Origin of the sequence: Acinetobacter sp. AOR14_HL (assembly GCF_027855175.1) — a bacterium.
GTDB classification, from domain to species: domain Bacteria; phylum Pseudomonadota; class Gammaproteobacteria; order Pseudomonadales; family Moraxellaceae; genus Acinetobacter; species Acinetobacter calcoaceticus.
The window spans coordinates 262,247-280,674 of sequence record NZ_JAKTII010000003.1; the positions used below are offsets into that span (position 1 = coordinate 262,247).

Below are 18,428 nucleotides of genomic sequence, written 5' to 3' on the forward strand. Positions count from 1 at the left end.
AATTTCTCTAATGGACATAATAGAATAAATATAAATTTTCCATATGCTTATCTTCAATATTTCTTCACAAGTCTTATCATACTTTTCGCTAATTGTTTCTAATTGAAAAGTGGTGCGAAGTTTTTGTCTTTTGCTTTATAATAATGTTCTTAGAAGGAATGATCGATTTGGCACATGTTAATTCGCAAGTTATTTAAGTTTGAAAATGCACATGTTGTACGTAACTGTACATCGGATCGTTGTAAGCGATCAATTCATGGACATAGCTATAAAGTCGAATTATTACTTAAAGCTTCGAAATTAGATCATGGACAAATGGTTTATGATTTTGGGCTTTTAAAAGGGGTAATAAAAGACCTTATCGATAGCTTTGATCATGCAATCTGTTTTTGGGAAAAAGATGATTCTCAATATATTGATGCTTGTCAGACTTTTAGTGCTCGCTGGATTTCTTTACCGGTTTCACCCTCAGCCGAACAGTTTTCTCGTATTTTCTTTTATTTAGCTCAGCAAGTTTTGCAATCAACAATCACTCAAAATGGGGAAGGTGATGTTGAGGTTTATTCAGTTATTGTTCATGAGACCGATACTGGATATGCTCAAAGCTTTATTGAAGATATTCAAAACGAACAAATGGGTATCTTAAGTCTTGATGGAATTGTTTTTTCAGAACAAATTCAGATAGAGTGGGCAAATCCGCAAATGTATGAAGACTTGAAAAAAGGGATGAAATTTAATAATCCTCAAGTTGATTTGCAAGTCGAAGTGTAAATCGAATTACTCTATTTGTAGAATTGAAAATTGATCTAGGATGACATTAATGCAATTAACTGAGCAACAGCAAGATAAACTCAGTAAAGTTCAATTAGAAGAAAGCTGGAAAATATCTTTAGCACCTTTTTTGTTAAGTCCTCAAATGGATAATTTGCGCGATTTCTTATTTCAAGAGAAGCAAGCACAAAAAATAATATATCCACCGAGTAAACAAATCTTTAGTGCTCTAAATACGACACCATTGGCTGATGTGAAGGTCGTTATTCTGGGACAAGATCCATATCATGGACCGAACCAAGCGAATGGATTAAGTTTCTCTGTTCAGAAAGGTATTGCATTACCACCATCTTTACGTAATATTTTTCATGAATTGCATACAGATTTGGGTATCCCAGCTCCTCGCCATGGTGACTTAACGAAATGGGCTAAACAAGGGGTGCTTTTACTGAACAGCGTGCTTACTGTTGAAGCTGGGCAGCCAACTTCACATCAAAAGCAAGGTTGGGAAGCATTTACTGATGAAGTAATTGATGTTTTGAATGAGCAAAGAGAACATGTGGTATTTATTTTGTGGGGTGCTTATGCACAGCGCAAAGGACAACGTATAAATAGAGATAGACACTTGGTTTTAACCGCCGCACATCCATCACCTCTTGCTGCAAATAGAGGTGGTTTTTTTGGATGCAAAGTGTTCTCAAAAACAAATCAATATTTGAAACAACATGGCATTGAGCCCATAGACTGGCAATTGGACGCATGATGAACTCTCCCAATGTAAATAACTATCACCCGGACTTGGTGGTTGAAGAAGCAAAAAACGGCTGGCGTATAGTACGTTTGAATCGTCCTAAATCATTGCATGCTTTAGATGAGTCAATCGTAACGGCATTATTACGTGTATTTGAAGATTTTCGTGATGATGAGAGCGTTAAAGCAATTTGGTTAGATTCAACTACACCAAAAGCTTTTTGTGCAGGTGGCGACGTTAGAAAATTGCGTCAACTTGTTATAAATCAAGAAGTAGATACTGCGAATAAATTTTTTCAGCAAGAATATGCTTTAGACTTACTCTTACATAATTATGCTAAACCTGTGGTTGTTTGGGGTGAAGGCTATGTTATGGGTGGTGGTTTGGGCTTGTTTATGGCAGCACCATTCCGTCTAGTAACCCCATATTCTCGTTTGGCAATGCCTGAGATTAATATTGGTTTATATCCAGATGTCGGGGCGAGCCGTTTCCTGGCAGATCGTGGTCCAGTAGGTTTGTTTACTGGTTTAACTGGTTCAATCATGACAGCCGCTGGAGCATATAGCATCGGTTGGGCAACACATATTTGTGAAGCACAGCGTGATAATGTTTTGCAAAAAGTTTTAAATATTAATTGGGCTCATTATCCTGCAGGGGATTTCCGCGCAATTGATGATACTTTAAATAGTTTACATCGTCCTGTTGCGGCAGGTCCGTTGCAAAACTCGCTAGATGTGATTCATAGCGTTTGTCGTGGTTTTAATTTTGAACAAGATTACCAAGCTATTGTTAGCTTGCGTGATGCCAGCAGTGATTGGCTCCGCCAAGCGAGTGAGAACTTGCAAAAAGGATCTCCTAGTACTGCGGCAATTACTTGGTTGCTATGGCAATGGGGTAAACAAATACATTCTTGGGATGAGGTCTTTGATTTAGAAGCTCAGATTTCTGAGTGGAAAATTCGTCATCCTGACTTTGTAGAAGGTGTCCGTGCACGCTTGGTTGATAAAGATTTATCACCAGAATGGAAACCATGTGAAGACCTAAGCCTAAGAGGTATATTAGCTGATTGTCCACCAGTTACCTCAATAGATAGCTGGAATGCTTTGCTTAGACAACATGGTGTGATCACCTAAATACATGACTGAATATAGTGATGAATATTGGATGCAGCTTGCTTACGAGCAAGCTGAATTAGCCGCTCAGCAGGGTGAAATCCCCGTTGGAGCGGTTGTGGTGAGCCAAAATAGAGTGATTGGATCGGGATATAATGCTCCAATTAGTTTGTTAGATCCAACTGCACATGCAGAAATTCAGGCTATTCGTGCAGCGTGTTTATCATTAGAAAATTATCGATTACCTGAAGATGCAATTTTATATGTCACTCTTGAGCCGTGCACAATGTGTGTAGGCGCATTAGTACATGCAAGAATCAAACATGTGGTTTTTGGTACAACAGAACCTAAAGCAGGTTCATTGGTAAGCGCTCGTCAATTACTACAACATGGTTATTACAATCACAGATTTACCTTTGAGCATGGTTGTTTACAAGAAAAATGTGCTCAACAACTCAGTCATTTTTTTAAACAAAGACGTGAGCAAAAGAAACTAGAAAAACAACAAAAAACGTCCTTAAATGATTAAAAAGTAACATGAGCTTATGGCAAACTAACGCGATTTTACTGCCATGATTCTATTTAATAAGGAACACCCATGCGTAATGTAATTACTGTAAAAAAAGAATTTAATGCTCCTCTTGGTGATGTATTTAACTTGCTCTCTAAACATGCAACTTATAATACTGCTTTTGCACCGTTACAAGTTGTACGAGTAAAAGACTCAGCAGATTCTAAAAGACCTGATGGTTTAGGCTCAGTTCGTCGTATGGGATTTGGTCCAATCAAACCACTTAAAGAAGAAATTACATTGCTTGAAGAAAATAAAAGCATTGAATATAAATTAATAGACAATCCTTTGATTAAACACCATTTAGGTCGAATCGAGTTTTCTGAAATTACCCCATATATAACTTTAGTTACATACCGCATCGAGTTAACAGCAAAAGCTCCAGTGGTAAGTAAATTAATCCTTGCACAGCTAAAACTAGCCATTACACTAGGCTTTTCGAGATTAGCTAAAGCAATTGCTTCTTAGTGAGAGTTCAATGACAGTTCAAATTATTACTATTGATGGTCCGAGTGGTTCGGGTAAAGGAACATTGGCCGCAAAACTTGCAGCACATTATCAATATCATTTACTCGATTCTGGTGCCTTATATCGTTTATTAGGGTTGTCATTACATAAACACGATTTATTAGAGAAATTAGACAGTCAGCTCGACGAATGTATTCAATATGCACGTCAACTGGATATTAAATTTGAAACTTCCGCAGCCGGGATTTTAGTTTTTCTAGATGGCGAAGATGTATCTCAAACAATTCGTACAGAACGGGTTGGTGAATATGCATCGAAAGTTGCAGCAATTCCAGAACTTAGACAGGCATTATTTGAGCGACAAAGAGCTTTTGCACAAAATCCCGGTTTAGTTGCAGATGGTCGTGACATGGCAACAGCTATTTTTCCTGAAGCAAATGCGAAAATTTATCTAACGGCTTCAGCTGAGTCGCGTGCCGAGCGAAGAGTAAAACAGTTGCAGGGCATGGGCCTAGATGCTAAAATAAACGACATTTTAGCTAATATACAGGCGCGTGACAAAAGAGATATGGAGCGAGAAGTTGCTCCACTCAAGCCAGCCGAAGACGCTTATATCATTGATAGTTCGGAATTAACGATCGATCAGGTATTTAAGTTGATGGTTGATTATGTCGATAGCCGTACCATTTAGCAAATAGAATTATCAGTTGACGCATAGCTTGATCAGTTTATAAAGACTATGTTGATACTTAACTAAACCGGCCTTGTCTGATCCAAGACCGCTGAATTTATCAGGTATATCATGACCGAATCTTTTGCAGCCCTCTTTGAAGAAAGTGAATTAAACCTCAACGTTGAAAAGGGTGCAGTCATCCAAGGTGTTGTTGTAAACATCGATAGCGACTGGGTAACTGTTGACACTGGCCTAAAGTCTGAAGGCATTGTTGACCGTGCTGAATTTTTAAATGAACAACGTGAACTTGAAGTTCAAGTTGGCGATACTGTTGACGTAGTTGTTGAAGCTCTTGACAACGGTATGGGTCAAACAGTTTTATCACGTGAAAAAGCTAAGCGTGCTGAAACTTGGACTAAACTTGAAAAAATCTTTGAAGATGGCGAAATCGTTACTGGTGTTATCTCTGGTAAAGTTAAAGGCGGTTTCACTGTTGACATCGGTCCTGTTCGTGCATTCTTACCAGGTTCATTAGTTGACACTCGTCCTATCCGTGACACTACTCACCTTGAAGGTAAAGAGTTAGAGTTTAAAGTAATCAAACTTGATGCTAAACGTAATAACGTTGTTGTATCTCGTCGTGCTGTTATGGAAGCAGAATCTTCTGCTGACCGTGAAGCATTACTTGCTCAACTTGAAGAAGGTCAAACAGTTACAGGTACAATCAAGAACCTTACTGATTACGGCGCATTCGTTGATCTTGGTGGTATTGATGGTCTTCTCCATATCACAGATATGGCTTGGAAACGTATCAAGCACCCTTCAGAAGTTGTTGAAGTTGGTCAAGAAGTTACTGTTAAAGTACTTAAATTTGACCGTGAGCGTAACCGCGTATCTTTAGGCCTTAAACAATTAGGCGAAGATCCATGGTTAGCGATCATGAGCCGTTACCCTAAAGGTTCTATCGTTAAAGCTCGTGTAACTAACTTAACTGACTACGGCTGTTTCGCTGAAATCGCTGAAGGCGTTGAAGGTTTAGTTCACGTTTCTGAAATGGACCACACTAACAAAAACATCCACCCATCTAAAGTTGTTCAGATTGGTGATGAAGTTGATGTTATGGTTCTTGAAGTTGACGAAGAACGTCGTCGTATCAGCCTTGGTATCAAACAAACTCGTGCTAACCCATGGGAAGAGTTTGCTAAAGCTCATGAGAAAGGCGAAAAAGTATCTGGTACTATCAAGTCTATCACTGACTTTGGTATCTTCATCGGCTTGAACGGCGGTATCGACGGTTTAGTACACTTGTCTGATATTTCTTGGAACGAGCAAGGCGAAGAAGCTATTCGTCGTTACAAGAAAGGTGACACTGTTGAAGCTGTTATCTTGTCTGTAGACGCTGAAGGTAACCGTATCAGCCTTGGTATCAAGCAATTGAACAGCGATCCGTTCAATGATTTCTTAGCTGCTAACGAACGCGGTGCTTTAGTTAAAGGTACTGTAACTGCAGTTGATGCTCGTGGCGCAACTGTTAAGTTAGCTGACGAAGTAGAAGCTACTCTTAAAGCTTCTGAAATCAACCGTGACCGCGTTGAAGATGCAACTAAATTCTTAGAAGTTGGTCAAGAAGTTGAAGCGAAAATCATCAACGTTGATCGTAAATCTCGCTCTATCAACTTGTCTGTTAAAGCAAAAGACGAAGCTGAAGAGAAAGAAGCAGTTGCTACTTTACGTACAGCAACAACAAGTCAAGAAAATGGTCCTAAGACTATTGGTGACTTGATTAAAGCACAAATGAAGTAATAGGTTAACAAAGTACAGTTTCATGTAACGGAATTGTACTTTTTATACAAATTACTGTAAACGGTAGCCTAGTATTCAACATACTGCGCTACCGTTTTGTATTTAAACAGGTTATTATCAGACGACATAGAGTAGCAATAAATAACGAGGTCGTAGATGACTACTGAAGCTCTTAATAAGTCTGATTTGATTGAACGCATTGCGCTAAAAAACCCACACTTAGCTGAACCTTTGGTGGAAGAAGCGGTTAAAATTATGATTGATCAAATGATAGAAGCACTATCAACTGATAATCGAATTGAAATCCGTGGTTTTGGTAGCTTTGCTTTACACCACCGTGATCCAAGAGTTGGTCGCAATCCTAAAACAGGAAGATCAGTTGAAGTGGCCGCTAAAGCTGTTCCGCATTTCAAACCCGGGAAAGCACTGCGTGATGCAGTCAATGAATCCGGAAAATAAATAAAAATTTATAAGTGGGGTGCCTATGCGTTATATTTTAATTGCATTGCTTATTGTTGTATTTGGTTATTCTTTAGCCCTTGTATTGCAAAATCCAACAGAGCTGTCTGTTGATTTGCTATTTACTCAAGTTCCAGCTATGCGATTAGGCTTATTATTGCTACTCACATTAGTGCTTGGAACGGTGGTCGGTCTTTTGCTAGGTGTTCAGGTTTTCAGAGTGTTTCAACAAAGCTGGGAAATTAAACGTCTTCGTAAAGATATTGACCATTTGAGAAAAGAACAGATTCAAAGTGCTCAATTAGCAGCAGCAGAAGCCGCTGCAAATGTAAGACATGAAAAAACCGTTTTAGATGTTTATCCTCAAGATAAAAACTCTACTCCGCTATAATTCGAAAACTACTCTTTATTCTCGAATAAAGAGTAGTATATTCCTTAATTTATAAGTGTTTTCTTCTTTTTATTTTTCTAAAAATTAGTCCCCGTGACATTATTGTCTCTAAATTTGAAAGCCTTCCTTATACATTCCTTTATTACTTGATGACTTGTCTATTATAATGACGCTGATTTTATGTGATGGAAGAAAGTCTCTTGAGTATCATTGTTGCGTTAGATGCAAAAAGCCAATATGACGCTTTAAAAATTGTTGAACAACTTGATCCTACTTTATGCCGTGTAAAAGTGGGTAAAGAGCTTTTTACTCATGAAGGCCCATCTGTTGTAAAAAAACTTCAAGAACAAAATTTTGAAGTTTTTCTTGATCTTAAATTTCATGATATTCCAAATACTACCGCTCAGGCTGTTTGTGCAGCAGCTGATCTAGGAGTGTGGATGGTAAATGTCCATGCTTCAGGTGGCCGTAAAATGATGGAAACTTGTGTGGAGCGTTTAAAAGCAGGTAACTATCAAACCCAGCTTATTGCTGTGACAGTACTCACATCAATGGGTCGAGAAGATTTAAAAGATATTGGTTTGGATGTTGAACCTGTAGAGCATGTAAAGCGCTTAGCTAAACTCACTAAAGAAAGTGGCTTAGATGGTGTAGTTTGTTCTGCTCAAGAAGCTAAGATTCTTCGTGAATTAATTGGGCAAGACTTCTCTTTGGTAACACCAGGTATTCGCCCAGAGGGTTCTAATGCAGACGACCAAAAACGTATTGTAACTCCAAAGCAGGCTATGCTTGATGGTTCTACACATCTGGTAATTGGTCGACCGATTACTAAAGCAGAAGATCCAACAGAAATGCTGAAATCTATTCTTGCTTCAATTGCTTAAAAATTTAGAAATAAGCTAATTAATAACGGGGCGAGTAGGCTTAACAATAAGCCACTCATCATGGCATGTGGTACATAATGTGTACCGCATGACTGTTTTACCATTGCTAAGGTAGCATCCATTGACGTTGCGCCAGCACTTGAGATAGCAGGGCGAGGAAAACGCCATCCCATGGTATACATTAAAAATATAGCAACAATTTCTCTAAATAAATCAGTCAATAGCGCGATGCCACCTAGTTCTGCCGAATGTAATTGCGTAAATAAGATCCCTGACATCGAGTACCAGCCATAACCTTGTGCTAATGCTAATGTTTCGTTCAGTGCAAAATGCTTGTTAAGCAAAAAGTAGTTTAAGAAGCCAGCAATACATGACCCTATAAAAGCAGCTAAAGGTACAATTAAAACCTTCCAGCTTAACCACGTACGGTTGAAATGAGTAAATGCAAGTTCAATACCAATTAAGAAAATAAACAGTAATAATAAATACCAACTATTAAATGCCATATGTGAATTGAATTGAGTGACAATAGCTCCCAATAGAACACCGACGCCTAAGGCAAGAAAGGCTTTTGCAATATTCTTTAAAGCATTTACAAAAAGTTGAAGTGAGATTTTTCCTTTTACACTTTGTTTATCAAAAATTGTATAAGCCAATAAACATGTAAAAAAAGAACCAAAAGATGTGGTAAGTGCAATGATTATAGCTGGTGGAAGTATCGCAGAAGGGTTCTCAATTTGATCAAGTGCCAGTGTTAACTCTAAAGCTACACTTGCTAAGAGAATATAAGAAAAATAGGGTAGTATTTTAAAAATAAACTGTCGGATATTTAGAGATAGTCTAGGTGCTAGAAAATAGCCGAAAGCAAGTGCTAAAAAAATTTGAATGATAAGATAAAAGGATTGCATATAATAATAGGTGGATTGTTTTAACCCACCTATTATGTCTTGAACATTTTAAGCTGCATAGCTCTGTGAGCTTTTATTTAAGAGTAGGTAATCTTTTGGGTTAACTTTACGCGTCTCTAACCAATACTTCCATGTATAGGTGGGCCATAACGAAAAGTTTTTTCCATCGGCAGATTGATACCAGCTACTACAGCCTCCAGCTTGCCACACAGTCCCTTGAAGCTGAGTTTGAACCCGCTCGTTAAAAGCATCTTGAACTTCTGGTTTGATCTCAATTGCTTTTTGACCAGATTTCTCTACAAGTTGAATGAGCTGTAAAATGTAATTTACTTGAGATTCAATCATAAAAATAACTGAGTTATGCCCTAATACTGTATTAGGGCCGACTAATTGAAATAGGTTAGGAAAGTTTTTAGTCATAATGCCATAATAACTTTCTGCACCATCTTTCCATGCCTGTTTTAACTCGATTTGATTGCGTCCAATACAAGTGAAATGTTTTAAGTAAATACGTGGGTCAGTTATAAAACCTGTGCCGTAAATTAAACAATCAATAGGCCGTTCTTTACCATCTTTAGTAACAATACTGTTTTCTTTAATTTCTTGAATGCTATCCGTTATTAGCTCAACATTTTTACGGTTAAATGTAGGGAAGTATTTATTTGAGATAAGAATACGTTTACATCCCATCACAAAGTCCGGTGTGAGTTTCTTAGCTACTTCCTTGTCTTTAACTTGGAAGCGAATGAAAGCTTCTGCCAACTTTTGACCATATTTCATGATTCGAGGTTGAACAATCGGTACAACACGTGACTCATTACTCCAATAAAGACGACTACGATGAATTTGGCGATAAATATTGGAAGATTTGAATAATGCTTTACTCAAACCGGAGTATTTACGTTCATCTCGTGGTATTACCCATGCTGCCGTTCTTTGAAATACATAGAGCTGCTTAACATCTCCAGCTATTTCTGGAATATATTGAATTGCGCTACCACCTGTACCAATAGATGCAACTGATTTACCATTCAAATTATAGCCATGTTCCCATTGTGATGAATGGAAAACTTTGCCTTTAAATTTTTCGATACCCTGAATATGGGGAATTTGCGGAATGTGTAAAGGACCAGAAGCAAAAACAACAAATTGAGCTTCAATAGAAGGCTGATTTTTAAAGTCTAGAGTCCATACATGACGTGCTTCATCATATTGGATATTGCTTACATCATGGTTAAACTTGCAGTAATTTTTAATCTTATATTTTTCTGTAATATCTTGAATATATTGAAAAATCTCTGGTGCTTCAGCGTAACGTTTTGACCAGTCAGTTTTAGGTGCAAAAGAGAGGGAATACATATGAGATTGAACATCACATGCTGCACCTGGGTAGCGATTTTCCCGCCAAGTTCCGCCAACATCATTTGATTTTTCTAAAATAACAAAGTCTTGCTGTTGATTTTGCAGTAAACGGATTGCCATTCCTAGGCCACCAAATCCAGCACCAATAATAGCGATTTTAGTTTTTCGAATAGCATCTTGCTTTGCGTTTAGCATTGGAAACCCTGCATAAGCTAAAAGGAGGATTGCAGGCAAGACTAACGTTTTTTAACCAGTTTAAACATGATTGTATCGACGTGAAAATTGATAGATTCGGCAATTAATTTTCTTTCTTGTTTATAGTAAAACATTTGAGTCTAGGGAAATTGATAGAAGAATGAAACGGTCGATACTTGGTTTAATGTATTTAATTCAAGGAATGCGCAATGCAGGCATTGATGTCGACTCACGTTTGGCTGGTATAGGAATTAAGGTTGATGCTTTAGATCCGAGTTCCACAATTCATGATCGCCTAGAATGGGATATTCAGCAAATTATTAGTGAAAATGTTGAGCCTGAAAAGGGCCTATTTATTGGACAGCATTATGCTTTAGCCGGTTATGGACCATTGCTCATGTTGCTTGTAACAAGTAATGATGTTCAAACTGCATTAAATAAAGGGATAAAGTATCAAAAACTTACTCATTTATTTGGTGCTTTAGGCCTATATGAAACTGATGAGCGTACAATTTTAAGTTATTTGCCTGTTGATTTGAAAACACAAATTGGCAAGTTGCGGGCCCAATGTGAAGTTTCAGGAACTTATAAATTTATTCAAGATATTTATACGATGATGGGATTACAAATGCCCGCTATGCGCATAGAACTTCCGTTTGAAAAACCAAATGACTCAGATACTTTATCTCGCTATTTTGCATACTATGGCGATGATGTGCACTTTAATGGTAAATATGCAGCATTTAGCCTAAGCAAGGATGTGCTTGAAATTAAGATTCCCTCAGCAGATATCATTACACATCGTATTTATGAATCAAAATGTATTACAGAAATAACAAGATTAAATCAACAAGATCACCAAACTCCACATATCATACAATGTGTGCAAGATTATCTTGAGTTGCAACAAGGTATTATCCCGAGCATGGCGGAAACTGCTGTTGCATTGAAAATGCCTGAAAGGACATTAAGGCATCAATTGCAACAGTTAAATACGAGTTATAAGCAAATTCGTGAACAAATTATCAAGAATAAGGCATTAAAGCTTATGGAATATAGAGAATACTCAATAGAAGTTATTGCCGACTTACTCGGTTATTCTGAACCAGCGGCATTTAATCATGCATTTAAACGATGGTTTGGACAGAGTCCTCGACAATATGGCAAAGAGTCATCGTCGTAATTCTTGATGCTAAAAGCTAATGTGGTTGAACAAAATGTTCGCTATACTCCTATCAGTTAAAATTGAAATAAAACGATATGTTAAATTTAAAATCTTCTCATAGTACTGCATTCTCACCTTCTTCCCCAGCAGAACGCTATGCTGAGGCTTTAGCTTCAGGCCAGTTTATGGCAGATGAAGCGCAAGCACAGGCAGTGCAAGAATTAGATCGCGTATGGAAAGAACTTTTAAACCGTTATAAAGCCTCTAAAAAAGCTTTCCGTCGTTTTCGCCGCCAAACATCACCTAAAGGTGTCTATATGTGGGGTGGTGTAGGTCGTGGAAAAACTTGGCTTATGGATCAATTTTATGAGTCAGTGCCGTTTCGTCGTAAAACACGTATGCATTTTCATCATTTCATGCAACATGTTCATAAAGAGCTAAATAAGCTTTCAGGCCAACGTAATCCACTTGAAATTGTGGCTGACCAAATTTATAAAGATGCAGTCGTTATTTGTTTTGATGAGTTCTTTGTGTCAAACGTAACAGATGCAATGATTCTAAGTGATTTATTTCAAAAATTGTTTGTTCGTGGCGTGACATTAATTGCAACATCAAACATTGCACCAGACGGCTTATATAAAAATGGTATTCATCGTGACCGTTTCTTGCCAACAATTGAAATGGTTAAAAAGAACTGCTCTATTTTAAATGTAGATGCAGGTGTGGATTATCGTTTACGCGTATTAAAACAAGCTCAATTATTTAAATCACCATTAAGTAATGAAGTCCAAAACTGGATGTCTGAACGTTTCAGTGCATTAACTCATACACAAGCTCATTCTCAAGAGCCTATTGTAATCAATAATCGTATTGTTGAGACTCTAGGGCATACAGAAGATGTACTGTGGTGTGAGTTTTCTGAACTCTGCTTTAAACCACGTAGCCCAGCAGATTTTATTGAAATTGCAAATATTTATAATACGGTTCTGGTGAGTAATGTTCCTCATTTAACAGATTTCTTGTCTGAAGGCACACGTCGTTTTATTTATCTAGTCGATGAGTTTTATGACCGTGGAGTAAAATTACTTTTAACTTCTCAAGATAGTATTATTGATATTTATCAAGGTGAAAAGTTAGCATTTGAAATTGAGCGTACTCGTTCGCGTTTATTAGAAATGCAATCTGATGAATATTTGCATTCAGAACATCGCCATATTGATGAAGCTAAAAACGCATAAAAAATAGATATGAAAAGCGCTCTATATAGGGCGCTTTTTTTTACAACAAAAATAGATAAATTTCGTTAAATAGTGCTTTTTCAAGCTGCAAAGTTTGATATAACTAAATACGCTTTAGAAAAATAAGATAGTGAAATTTTTTGTCTGTTAACAAAAAGTCTAGTTTCAGTATCTTTAAATATTGAATAAATTGTTGGGAATCCTAGTTAGAATTTTAATATTTTCTATATAGAAAAATTTATCTTTGTCAATAGTTTTACAAGGGAAAATGCTTACTATTTAGGAATGTGATATTAGTATTCAGCTTAATTTAAATCGGTATACTAGGATTCTCTTGGTATAAAAAGTAGCAACTTCAGGAAAGACAATGACTGCACGTATTCAAAAAGGCAAGTTAGCGATTGCTAAAGAACTTTACGATTTTATCGAAAATGAAGCTTTACCAGGTTCTGGTTTAGATAGTGAAACTTACTGGAAGAACTTTGAGCAAGTTGTTGTCGACCTTAGCCCAAAAAATAAAGCATTATTGGCTAAGCGTGATGAATTACAAGCAAAAATTGATGAATGGCACCGTAACAACAAATTTGAATTAGGTGCTTATAAGGCGTTCTTAACTGAAATTGGTTATTTATTGCCAGAAGTTGAAGATTTTCAAATTACAACTGAAAATGTTGATGAAGAAATCGCATTATTGGCAGGGCCGCAGTTAGTTGTGCCTGTACGTAATGCACGTTATAGCTTAAATGCAGCAAATGCTCGTTGGGGTTCTTTATATGATGCACTTTACGGCTTCGATGTAATTTCTGAAGAAGGCGGAGCTGAAAAAGGTAAAGGATATAATCCTGTACGTGGTGCAAAAGTTATCGAGTTCGCTAAAAATTTCTTAAATGAAGTTTTTCCGCTTGCGCAAGGTTCACATGCAGACGCAACAAAATATGCGATTGAGCAAAATAAACTTGTTGTAACTTTGAAAGATGGTTCAAAAGCAGGTTTAGCTCATGAAGCTCAGTTCGTTGGTTTCAACGGTGAAGATGCGAATCCTACAGAAGTTGTACTTCTAAGTAATGGCCTTCATGTCATTATCGAAATTGATGCGACTAGCCCAATTGGTCAAACTGATTTAGCTGGTGTTAAAGATTTAACATTTGAAGCAGCTGTAACTACAATTCAGGATTTAGAAGATTCTGTTGCAGCAGTAGACGCTGAAGAAAAAGTTGAAGGCTACCGTAACTGGTTAGGTTTAATGAAGGGTACGCTTCAAGAATCTATCGAGAAAAATGGTAAAACGATTGTTCGTGATTTAAATAAAGACCGCGAAATTAAAAACTTAATTGGTGGAACAACAAAACTTCATGGTCGTTCACTTATGTTACTTCGTAACGTAGGTCATTTAATGACTAACCCAGCTATTTTGGTAGATGGGGAGGAAATTTTCGAAGGAATTATGGATGCATTGGTAACACCATTGTTGTCAGTTGCGGACATTCGTAGTGAAAACGAAAACAAGAACTCTCGCAAAGGCTCTATGTATATTGTTAAACCAAAAATGCATGGTCCAGAAGAAGTTGCATTTGCTGTAGAGTTATTTGAACGTGCTGAACAGGCCATTGGATTACCAGCGAAGTCATTAAAAATCGGTATTATGGATGAAGAACGTCGTACATCTGTAAACTTGAAAAACTGTATCGCTGCTGCAAAAGACCGTACTATCTTTATTAATACTGGTTTCATGGATCGTACTGGCGATGAAATTCATACGTCAATGGAAGCTGCACCAGTTGTTCGTAAAGAAGCTGTAAAAACACAAAAATGGATTGCTGCTTACGAAAACCGTAACGTTGCAATTGGTTTGAAGACTGGTTTACAAGGTAAAGCACAAATTGGTAAAGGCATGTGGCCAAAACCAGATAGTATGAAAGATATGTTGGCAACTAAAGCTGCACATCCAAATGCGGGTGCATCATGTGCTTGGGTTCCATCTCCAGCAGGTGCAGTGCTTCATGCGATGCATTACCATCAAGTTAATGTAAAAGCGCGTCAAGATCAGTTAAAAGCTGAAGAAATGTTGTCATTAGACGACTTGTTGACTCCACCGTTTGCACCTGAAACAAATTGGTCAGCAGAAGAGATCAACAATGAGCTTGAAAATAACTGCCAAGGTATTTTAGGTTACGTGGTACGTTGGGTTGACTTAGGCGTGGGTTGTTCGAAAGTCCCTGATATTCATAACGTAGGTTTAATGGAAGACCGTGCAACATTACGTATTTCTTCTCAACACGTTGCAAACTGGTTACGTCACGGTATTGTGACTCGTGAACAAGTTGAAGAAGTGCTTAAACGCATGGCAAAAATTGTTGATGAGCAAAATGCGAATGATCCATTGTATAAACCAATGGCTGCTAACTTTGAAACTAACATTGCTTTCCAAGCAGCTTCTGACCTCATCTTTAAAGGTTGTGAACAGCCTTCTGGTTATACTGAGCCGTTACTACACGCTGCTCGTTTAAAGTTAAAAGGTTATACAGGTGACTAATTTTAACCTGTCATAAAAAAAGCCTCTTCGGAGGCTTTTTTTATTTTCGGTATATTTTGTGCTTATAGAAAGTAGATTTATAGCTAAAAGGTTTTAAGTTTGATTAATTTAAAAAATCTCAATCGAGAGAATTGGATTCAATGTGCAAGATTAGCATTGGATGAATCTCAAAAAGACTATGTTGCCCCAAATGTATATTCTATTGCTGAGTCTAAAGTGGAAGAACATTACTGTCCGCGAGTGATCTGTTTTGATGACGAAGTTGTTGGTTTCTTAATGTATTGTGTCGAAATTGATCCACCTGATGAGACATTATTTTGGTTGTTTCGCTTTATGATTGATGCAAATAATCAAGCCAAAGGTTATGGTACCGCAGCTTTGCAAATGGCGATTGATGAAATATTCACAAAAGGAGCTAAACGCATTCGAACTATGTATAAATCATCTAATCACGTTGCTAATAAACTTTATAAAAAAATGGGTTTTATAGAAACTGGAGAACATGATGAGTGTGGAGATATTATTTTAGAGTTGAATATTTCCCTTCAAAAAAAACGCTAACTGAAGATTCAAGTTAGCGTAGGAGTTAATAGAATTAAATAGATTTAAAAGCAATATTAGTTACTGCTCACAATTCCAATTTTAGTGACACCTAAACGCTGGGCTGTAGCCATAACCATTGCTACGTTTTTATATTCAGCCATTTGGTCAGGTTTAAGTTTGATCTGGTCTTGATCTTTTTTAGCAACTACACCTTGAAATAAAGTCTCTAGTGCGGTGCGGTCAGAAACCTGTTGGTTATTCCAAAATACTTTGCCTGCTGCATCAATACGCACATCAATGACTTCAGGTGGCTTTTCATTTGTTGGTGGTGGTGTGCCATTTGGCAAATTAATATTAATCGCGTTGTTTGGCGCAGGTATGGTAATAATAAACATAATAATGAGTACCAGCATGACATCAATAAGAGGTGTCATGTTGACTTCTAACATCACGTCATCATCATTATTTGAGCCGACATTCATACCCATAAAATTCTCCTTAAGTTAATTACGGGGAGGCTGGAGGGCTAGTAACAAAGGCAATTTTGCCAATACCGGCTTGTTTGGTCGTGCTAATAACCTGATCTATTGCCTCAAAATGGGTAAGCTGATCTCCACGAATGTGTACCTCTGGCTGAGGTCTTTTTTGTGCAACGGCTTGAAGTTTTGACAGCAATATCTCTTTATTAGGCACATAACTTTCGTTCCAAAAAATATCTCCTTTCTTGTTTACAGAAAGTTGAATATTTTCAGGTGTTGTTGCATACGGAGTATTTTTTTCTTCTGGCAGTTTCACAGGAACCGTATGTGTAACTACCGGTATCGTAATAAGAAAAATAATAAGTAAAACCAACATGACATCAACGAGAGGCGTGGTGTTAATTGTGCCAATCATTTCATCATCATCTTCAGAGCCAACACTCATACCCATAATGTTTACTCCTGATTATTTAATACTGCGGTTAATGGAGTTATTGGTATTAATTTCTCCGCTTAATAAAACCGCATGCAAATCTGAACCAAACGAACGGACATTTTCCATAACTGCTTTATTACGGCGAGTTAGCCAGTTGTAACCAAGTACAGCAGGTACTGCGACTGCAAGACCAATAGCTGTCATAATTAAAGCCTCACCGACAGGACCAGCAACTTTATCAATAGATGCCTGACCTGAAATTCCGATAGCTGTTAATGCGTGATAAATTCCCCAAACCGTACCAAAAAGACCCACAAATGGTGCCGTTGATCCAACTGTTGCCAAGAAAGCTAAACCACCACCTAAGTGATTTTGTATTTTTTCAATTGCACGTTGAATTGAAATGCTTACCCATGTATTAAAGTCGATGCGTTCAAGTAAAGAGCCGCCGTGTGATTTGGTTGAATTAATGCCTTTTTCTGCAATAAAACGATAAGCGCTAGTTTGTTCTAAACCTTCTGCAGCATTATCAAGGGAGGTGGCTTCCCAGAAATGTTTTTCAGCTTCTTTGCCTTGGCGTTTGACTTTACCTTGTTGTAATAGTTTAGAAATAATGATGTACCACGTACCAATCGACATGAGTACTAATATAAATAAAGTAGATTTAGCAACTAAATCTCCCTCACGCCAAAGCGCTTCTAGGCCATAGGGATTTTTAACAGTTTCGCTAGTTGCTGGCTTTGGTGGTGGAGTTGGAGTATTTGCATTTGAAGTAGCTTCAGTAGTTGCTGTTGCAACAGGAGTATTCGTTTCTTCTGCAAAAACCGAGCTTAATGGAAGTAAAGAGCATGCTGCGATTAAACTTGCAGAAGCGAAGCGTACTAGGTGTTGAGTTGATTTTTTCATCATATTATCTCCAATATTTTTAATTTCTTGCTAATTCAATTGTTTATTCAATTACAAATGGATATTCAATTTCATACCAGTCTTGCTGAGGCACGCCATCTTTCATTGCAGGTTTGAACGTACATAGGCTGTAGGCTTTAGTTGCCGCCTTATCTAAGATTCTGCTACCGCTCGACTTCTTCACCTTTGCTTCGATAACACTGCCATTGGTATCAACTAAAACTCGGATGCGCACAGTACCTTGTTCACCACTCATTTCTGCTTCACGTGGATATTCAGGTCTTTTACAGCCTCCTGAACCTTCCGAAACACCCCGAGTTACGCCTGCAGGTTTTGGTGCTGGTGCAGCAGCAGCCACTGGAGCAGGTGCTGCAACTGGGCTAGGTGATGGAGTGCTAGGTGCAGCAGTTGGAGTTGGGGTAACTTTTGTCGGTTGAGCTACTGGAGTCACTTTTTGTACAGGTGTCGCTTTTTCGACCTGTTTCACTGGCTCGGGTACTTTAGCTACCTTTTCTACCATTTTAGGTGGCTCAGGAGGTTTTTCCTTAGGCTTGGGCTCCTCTGGTTTTGGAGGAGGCGGTGGCTTAATATCCTGAATAATTTGTAATTCCACAGGTTTTTCTGCTGGTTTTTGAATATTGTTTGCTAAACCTGACATCAGAATATAGGCAACAAGAAGATGCAGAAAAAGCACTGCGGCAATACCAATAAGGCGCTTTGCAGATTTATTTTCTATGTCTGTAAAAGTCATGCCCATAGTTACTCCTGAAACTGTAGACA

At 37.8% G+C, this 18,428-nt stretch carries 20 protein-coding genes; 14 read left to right on the plus strand and 6 right to left on the minus strand.

Annotated features, from left to right (window positions below):
* The first annotated feature begins 174 nt into the window (after positions 1 to 174).
* The 10 genes from MKL38_RS02245 to pyrF all read left to right on the plus strand — a co-directional run bounded on the left by MKL38_RS02245 (position 175) and on the right by pyrF (position 7,883).
* Positions 175 to 771 (plus strand): 6-pyruvoyl trahydropterin synthase family protein, encoded by a 597-nt coding sequence (locus tag MKL38_RS02245; protein WP_003651480.1) that lies wholly within the window; start codon positions 175 to 177, stop codon positions 769 to 771.
* A 49-nt stretch (positions 772 to 820) separates the two neighbouring features.
* On the plus strand, positions 821 to 1,534 hold the full coding sequence (gene ung, locus MKL38_RS02250; RefSeq protein ID WP_005041081.1) for a uracil-DNA glycosylase: 714 nt from the start codon (positions 821 to 823) through the stop codon (positions 1,532 to 1,534).
* Entirely contained in the window at positions 1,531 to 2,655 is a 1,125-nt protein-coding gene (locus tag MKL38_RS02255) for an enoyl-CoA hydratase/isomerase family protein (protein WP_003651483.1), read from the plus strand. The genes ung and MKL38_RS02255 overlap by 4 nt, the downstream gene beginning before the upstream one ends.
* Positions 2,656 to 2,659: 4 nt before the next feature.
* The gene (gene tadA / locus MKL38_RS02260; RefSeq protein ID WP_270902363.1) at positions 2,660 to 3,163 is read left to right on the plus strand and encodes a tRNA adenosine(34) deaminase TadA; all 504 of its coding nucleotides are present in this window, start codon (positions 2,660 to 2,662) and stop codon (positions 3,161 to 3,163) included.
* Positions 3,164 to 3,232: 69 nt separating this feature from the next.
* Positions 3,233 to 3,673, plus strand: coding sequence for an SRPBCC family protein (locus MKL38_RS02265; RefSeq protein WP_004642638.1), 441 nt, complete (start codon positions 3,233 to 3,235; stop codon positions 3,671 to 3,673).
* A 10-nt stretch (positions 3,674 to 3,683) separates the two neighbouring features.
* Positions 3,684 to 4,364: a (d)CMP kinase gene (gene cmk / locus MKL38_RS02270; RefSeq protein WP_080026951.1), complete on the plus strand. Its 681-nt coding sequence runs from the start codon at positions 3,684 to 3,686 to the stop codon at positions 4,362 to 4,364.
* Between the two features lie 111 nt (positions 4,365 to 4,475).
* Complete coding sequence (gene rpsA / locus MKL38_RS02275; RefSeq protein WP_005041073.1) at positions 4,476 to 6,149, plus strand: 30S ribosomal protein S1; 1,674 nt, start codon at positions 4,476 to 4,478, stop codon at positions 6,147 to 6,149.
* Between the two features lie 156 nt (positions 6,150 to 6,305).
* Positions 6,306 to 6,608 carry an integration host factor subunit beta gene (locus MKL38_RS02280; protein ID WP_003651488.1) on the plus strand — a complete coding sequence of 101 codons (303 nt, stop codon included), beginning with the start codon at positions 6,306 to 6,308 and terminating at the stop codon, positions 6,606 to 6,608.
* 25 nt (positions 6,609 to 6,633) lie between these two features.
* A complete protein-coding gene (locus MKL38_RS02285) occupies positions 6,634 to 6,999 on the plus strand; it encodes a lipopolysaccharide assembly protein LapA domain-containing protein (RefSeq protein WP_005041071.1) in 366 nt (121 codons plus the stop codon).
* Between the two features lie 185 nt (positions 7,000 to 7,184).
* Positions 7,185 to 7,883, plus strand: a complete 699-nt coding sequence (pyrF, locus tag MKL38_RS02290) for an orotidine-5'-phosphate decarboxylase (protein ID WP_005041069.1) — start codon at positions 7,185 to 7,187, stop codon at positions 7,881 to 7,883.
* On the opposite strand, the gene MKL38_RS02295 is transcribed toward pyrF, so the two are convergent.
* Complete coding sequence (locus MKL38_RS02295; RefSeq protein ID WP_270902364.1) at positions 7,880 to 8,791, minus strand: lysine exporter LysO family protein; 912 nt, start codon at positions 8,789 to 8,791, stop codon at positions 7,880 to 7,882. The genes pyrF and MKL38_RS02295 overlap by 4 nt on opposite strands.
* Positions 8,792 to 8,839: 48 nt before the next feature.
* On the minus strand, positions 8,840 to 10,387 hold the full coding sequence (locus MKL38_RS02300; RefSeq protein ID WP_270902365.1) for a flavin-containing monooxygenase: 1,548 nt from the start codon (positions 10,385 to 10,387) through the stop codon (positions 8,840 to 8,842).
* Positions 10,388 to 10,508: 121 nt separating this feature from the next.
* On the opposite strand from MKL38_RS02300, the gene MKL38_RS02305 reads away from it, so the two are divergent.
* The 4 genes from MKL38_RS02305 to MKL38_RS02320 all read left to right on the plus strand — a co-directional run bounded on the left by MKL38_RS02305 (position 10,509) and on the right by MKL38_RS02320 (position 15,845).
* Positions 10,509 to 11,531 carry an AraC family transcriptional regulator gene (locus MKL38_RS02305; RefSeq protein ID WP_270902366.1) on the plus strand — a complete coding sequence of 341 codons (1,023 nt, stop codon included), beginning with the start codon at positions 10,509 to 10,511 and terminating at the stop codon, positions 11,529 to 11,531.
* A gap of 77 nt (positions 11,532 to 11,608) precedes the next feature.
* Positions 11,609 to 12,751 carry a cell division protein ZapE gene (gene zapE, locus MKL38_RS02310; RefSeq protein ID WP_045432689.1) on the plus strand — a complete coding sequence of 381 codons (1,143 nt, stop codon included), beginning with the start codon at positions 11,609 to 11,611 and terminating at the stop codon, positions 12,749 to 12,751.
* Positions 12,752 to 13,118: 367 nt separating this feature from the next.
* A complete protein-coding gene (locus MKL38_RS02315) occupies positions 13,119 to 15,284 on the plus strand; it encodes a malate synthase G (RefSeq protein WP_270902367.1) in 2,166 nt (721 codons plus the stop codon).
* 99 nt (positions 15,285 to 15,383) lie between these two features.
* A complete protein-coding gene (locus MKL38_RS02320; RefSeq protein ID WP_270902368.1) occupies positions 15,384 to 15,845 on the plus strand; it encodes a GNAT family N-acetyltransferase in 462 nt (153 codons plus the stop codon).
* 56 nt (positions 15,846 to 15,901) lie between these two features.
* Here the strand turns inward: MKL38_RS02320 and MKL38_RS02325 are convergent, their stop codons facing one another.
* Genes MKL38_RS02325 through MKL38_RS02340 form a run of 4 tightly spaced genes read right to left on the minus strand, consistent with a single transcriptional unit; the run spans position 15,902 to position 18,405 of the window.
* Positions 15,902 to 16,315 (minus strand): ExbD/TolR family protein, encoded by a 414-nt coding sequence (locus MKL38_RS02325; protein ID WP_005041054.1) that lies wholly within the window; start codon positions 16,313 to 16,315, stop codon positions 15,902 to 15,904.
* A 19-nt stretch (positions 16,316 to 16,334) separates the two neighbouring features.
* Positions 16,335 to 16,757, minus strand: a complete 423-nt coding sequence (locus MKL38_RS02330; protein WP_056479653.1) for an ExbD/TolR family protein — start codon at positions 16,755 to 16,757, stop codon at positions 16,335 to 16,337.
* A 15-nt stretch (positions 16,758 to 16,772) separates the two neighbouring features.
* Positions 16,773 to 17,651 (minus strand): MotA/TolQ/ExbB proton channel family protein, encoded by an 879-nt coding sequence (locus MKL38_RS02335; protein WP_270902369.1) that lies wholly within the window; start codon positions 17,649 to 17,651, stop codon positions 16,773 to 16,775.
* 40 nt (positions 17,652 to 17,691) lie between these two features.
* Positions 17,692 to 18,405 (minus strand): energy transducer TonB, encoded by a 714-nt coding sequence (locus MKL38_RS02340; RefSeq protein ID WP_270902370.1) that lies wholly within the window; start codon positions 18,403 to 18,405, stop codon positions 17,692 to 17,694.
* Positions 18,406 to 18,428 lie beyond the last annotated feature (23 nt).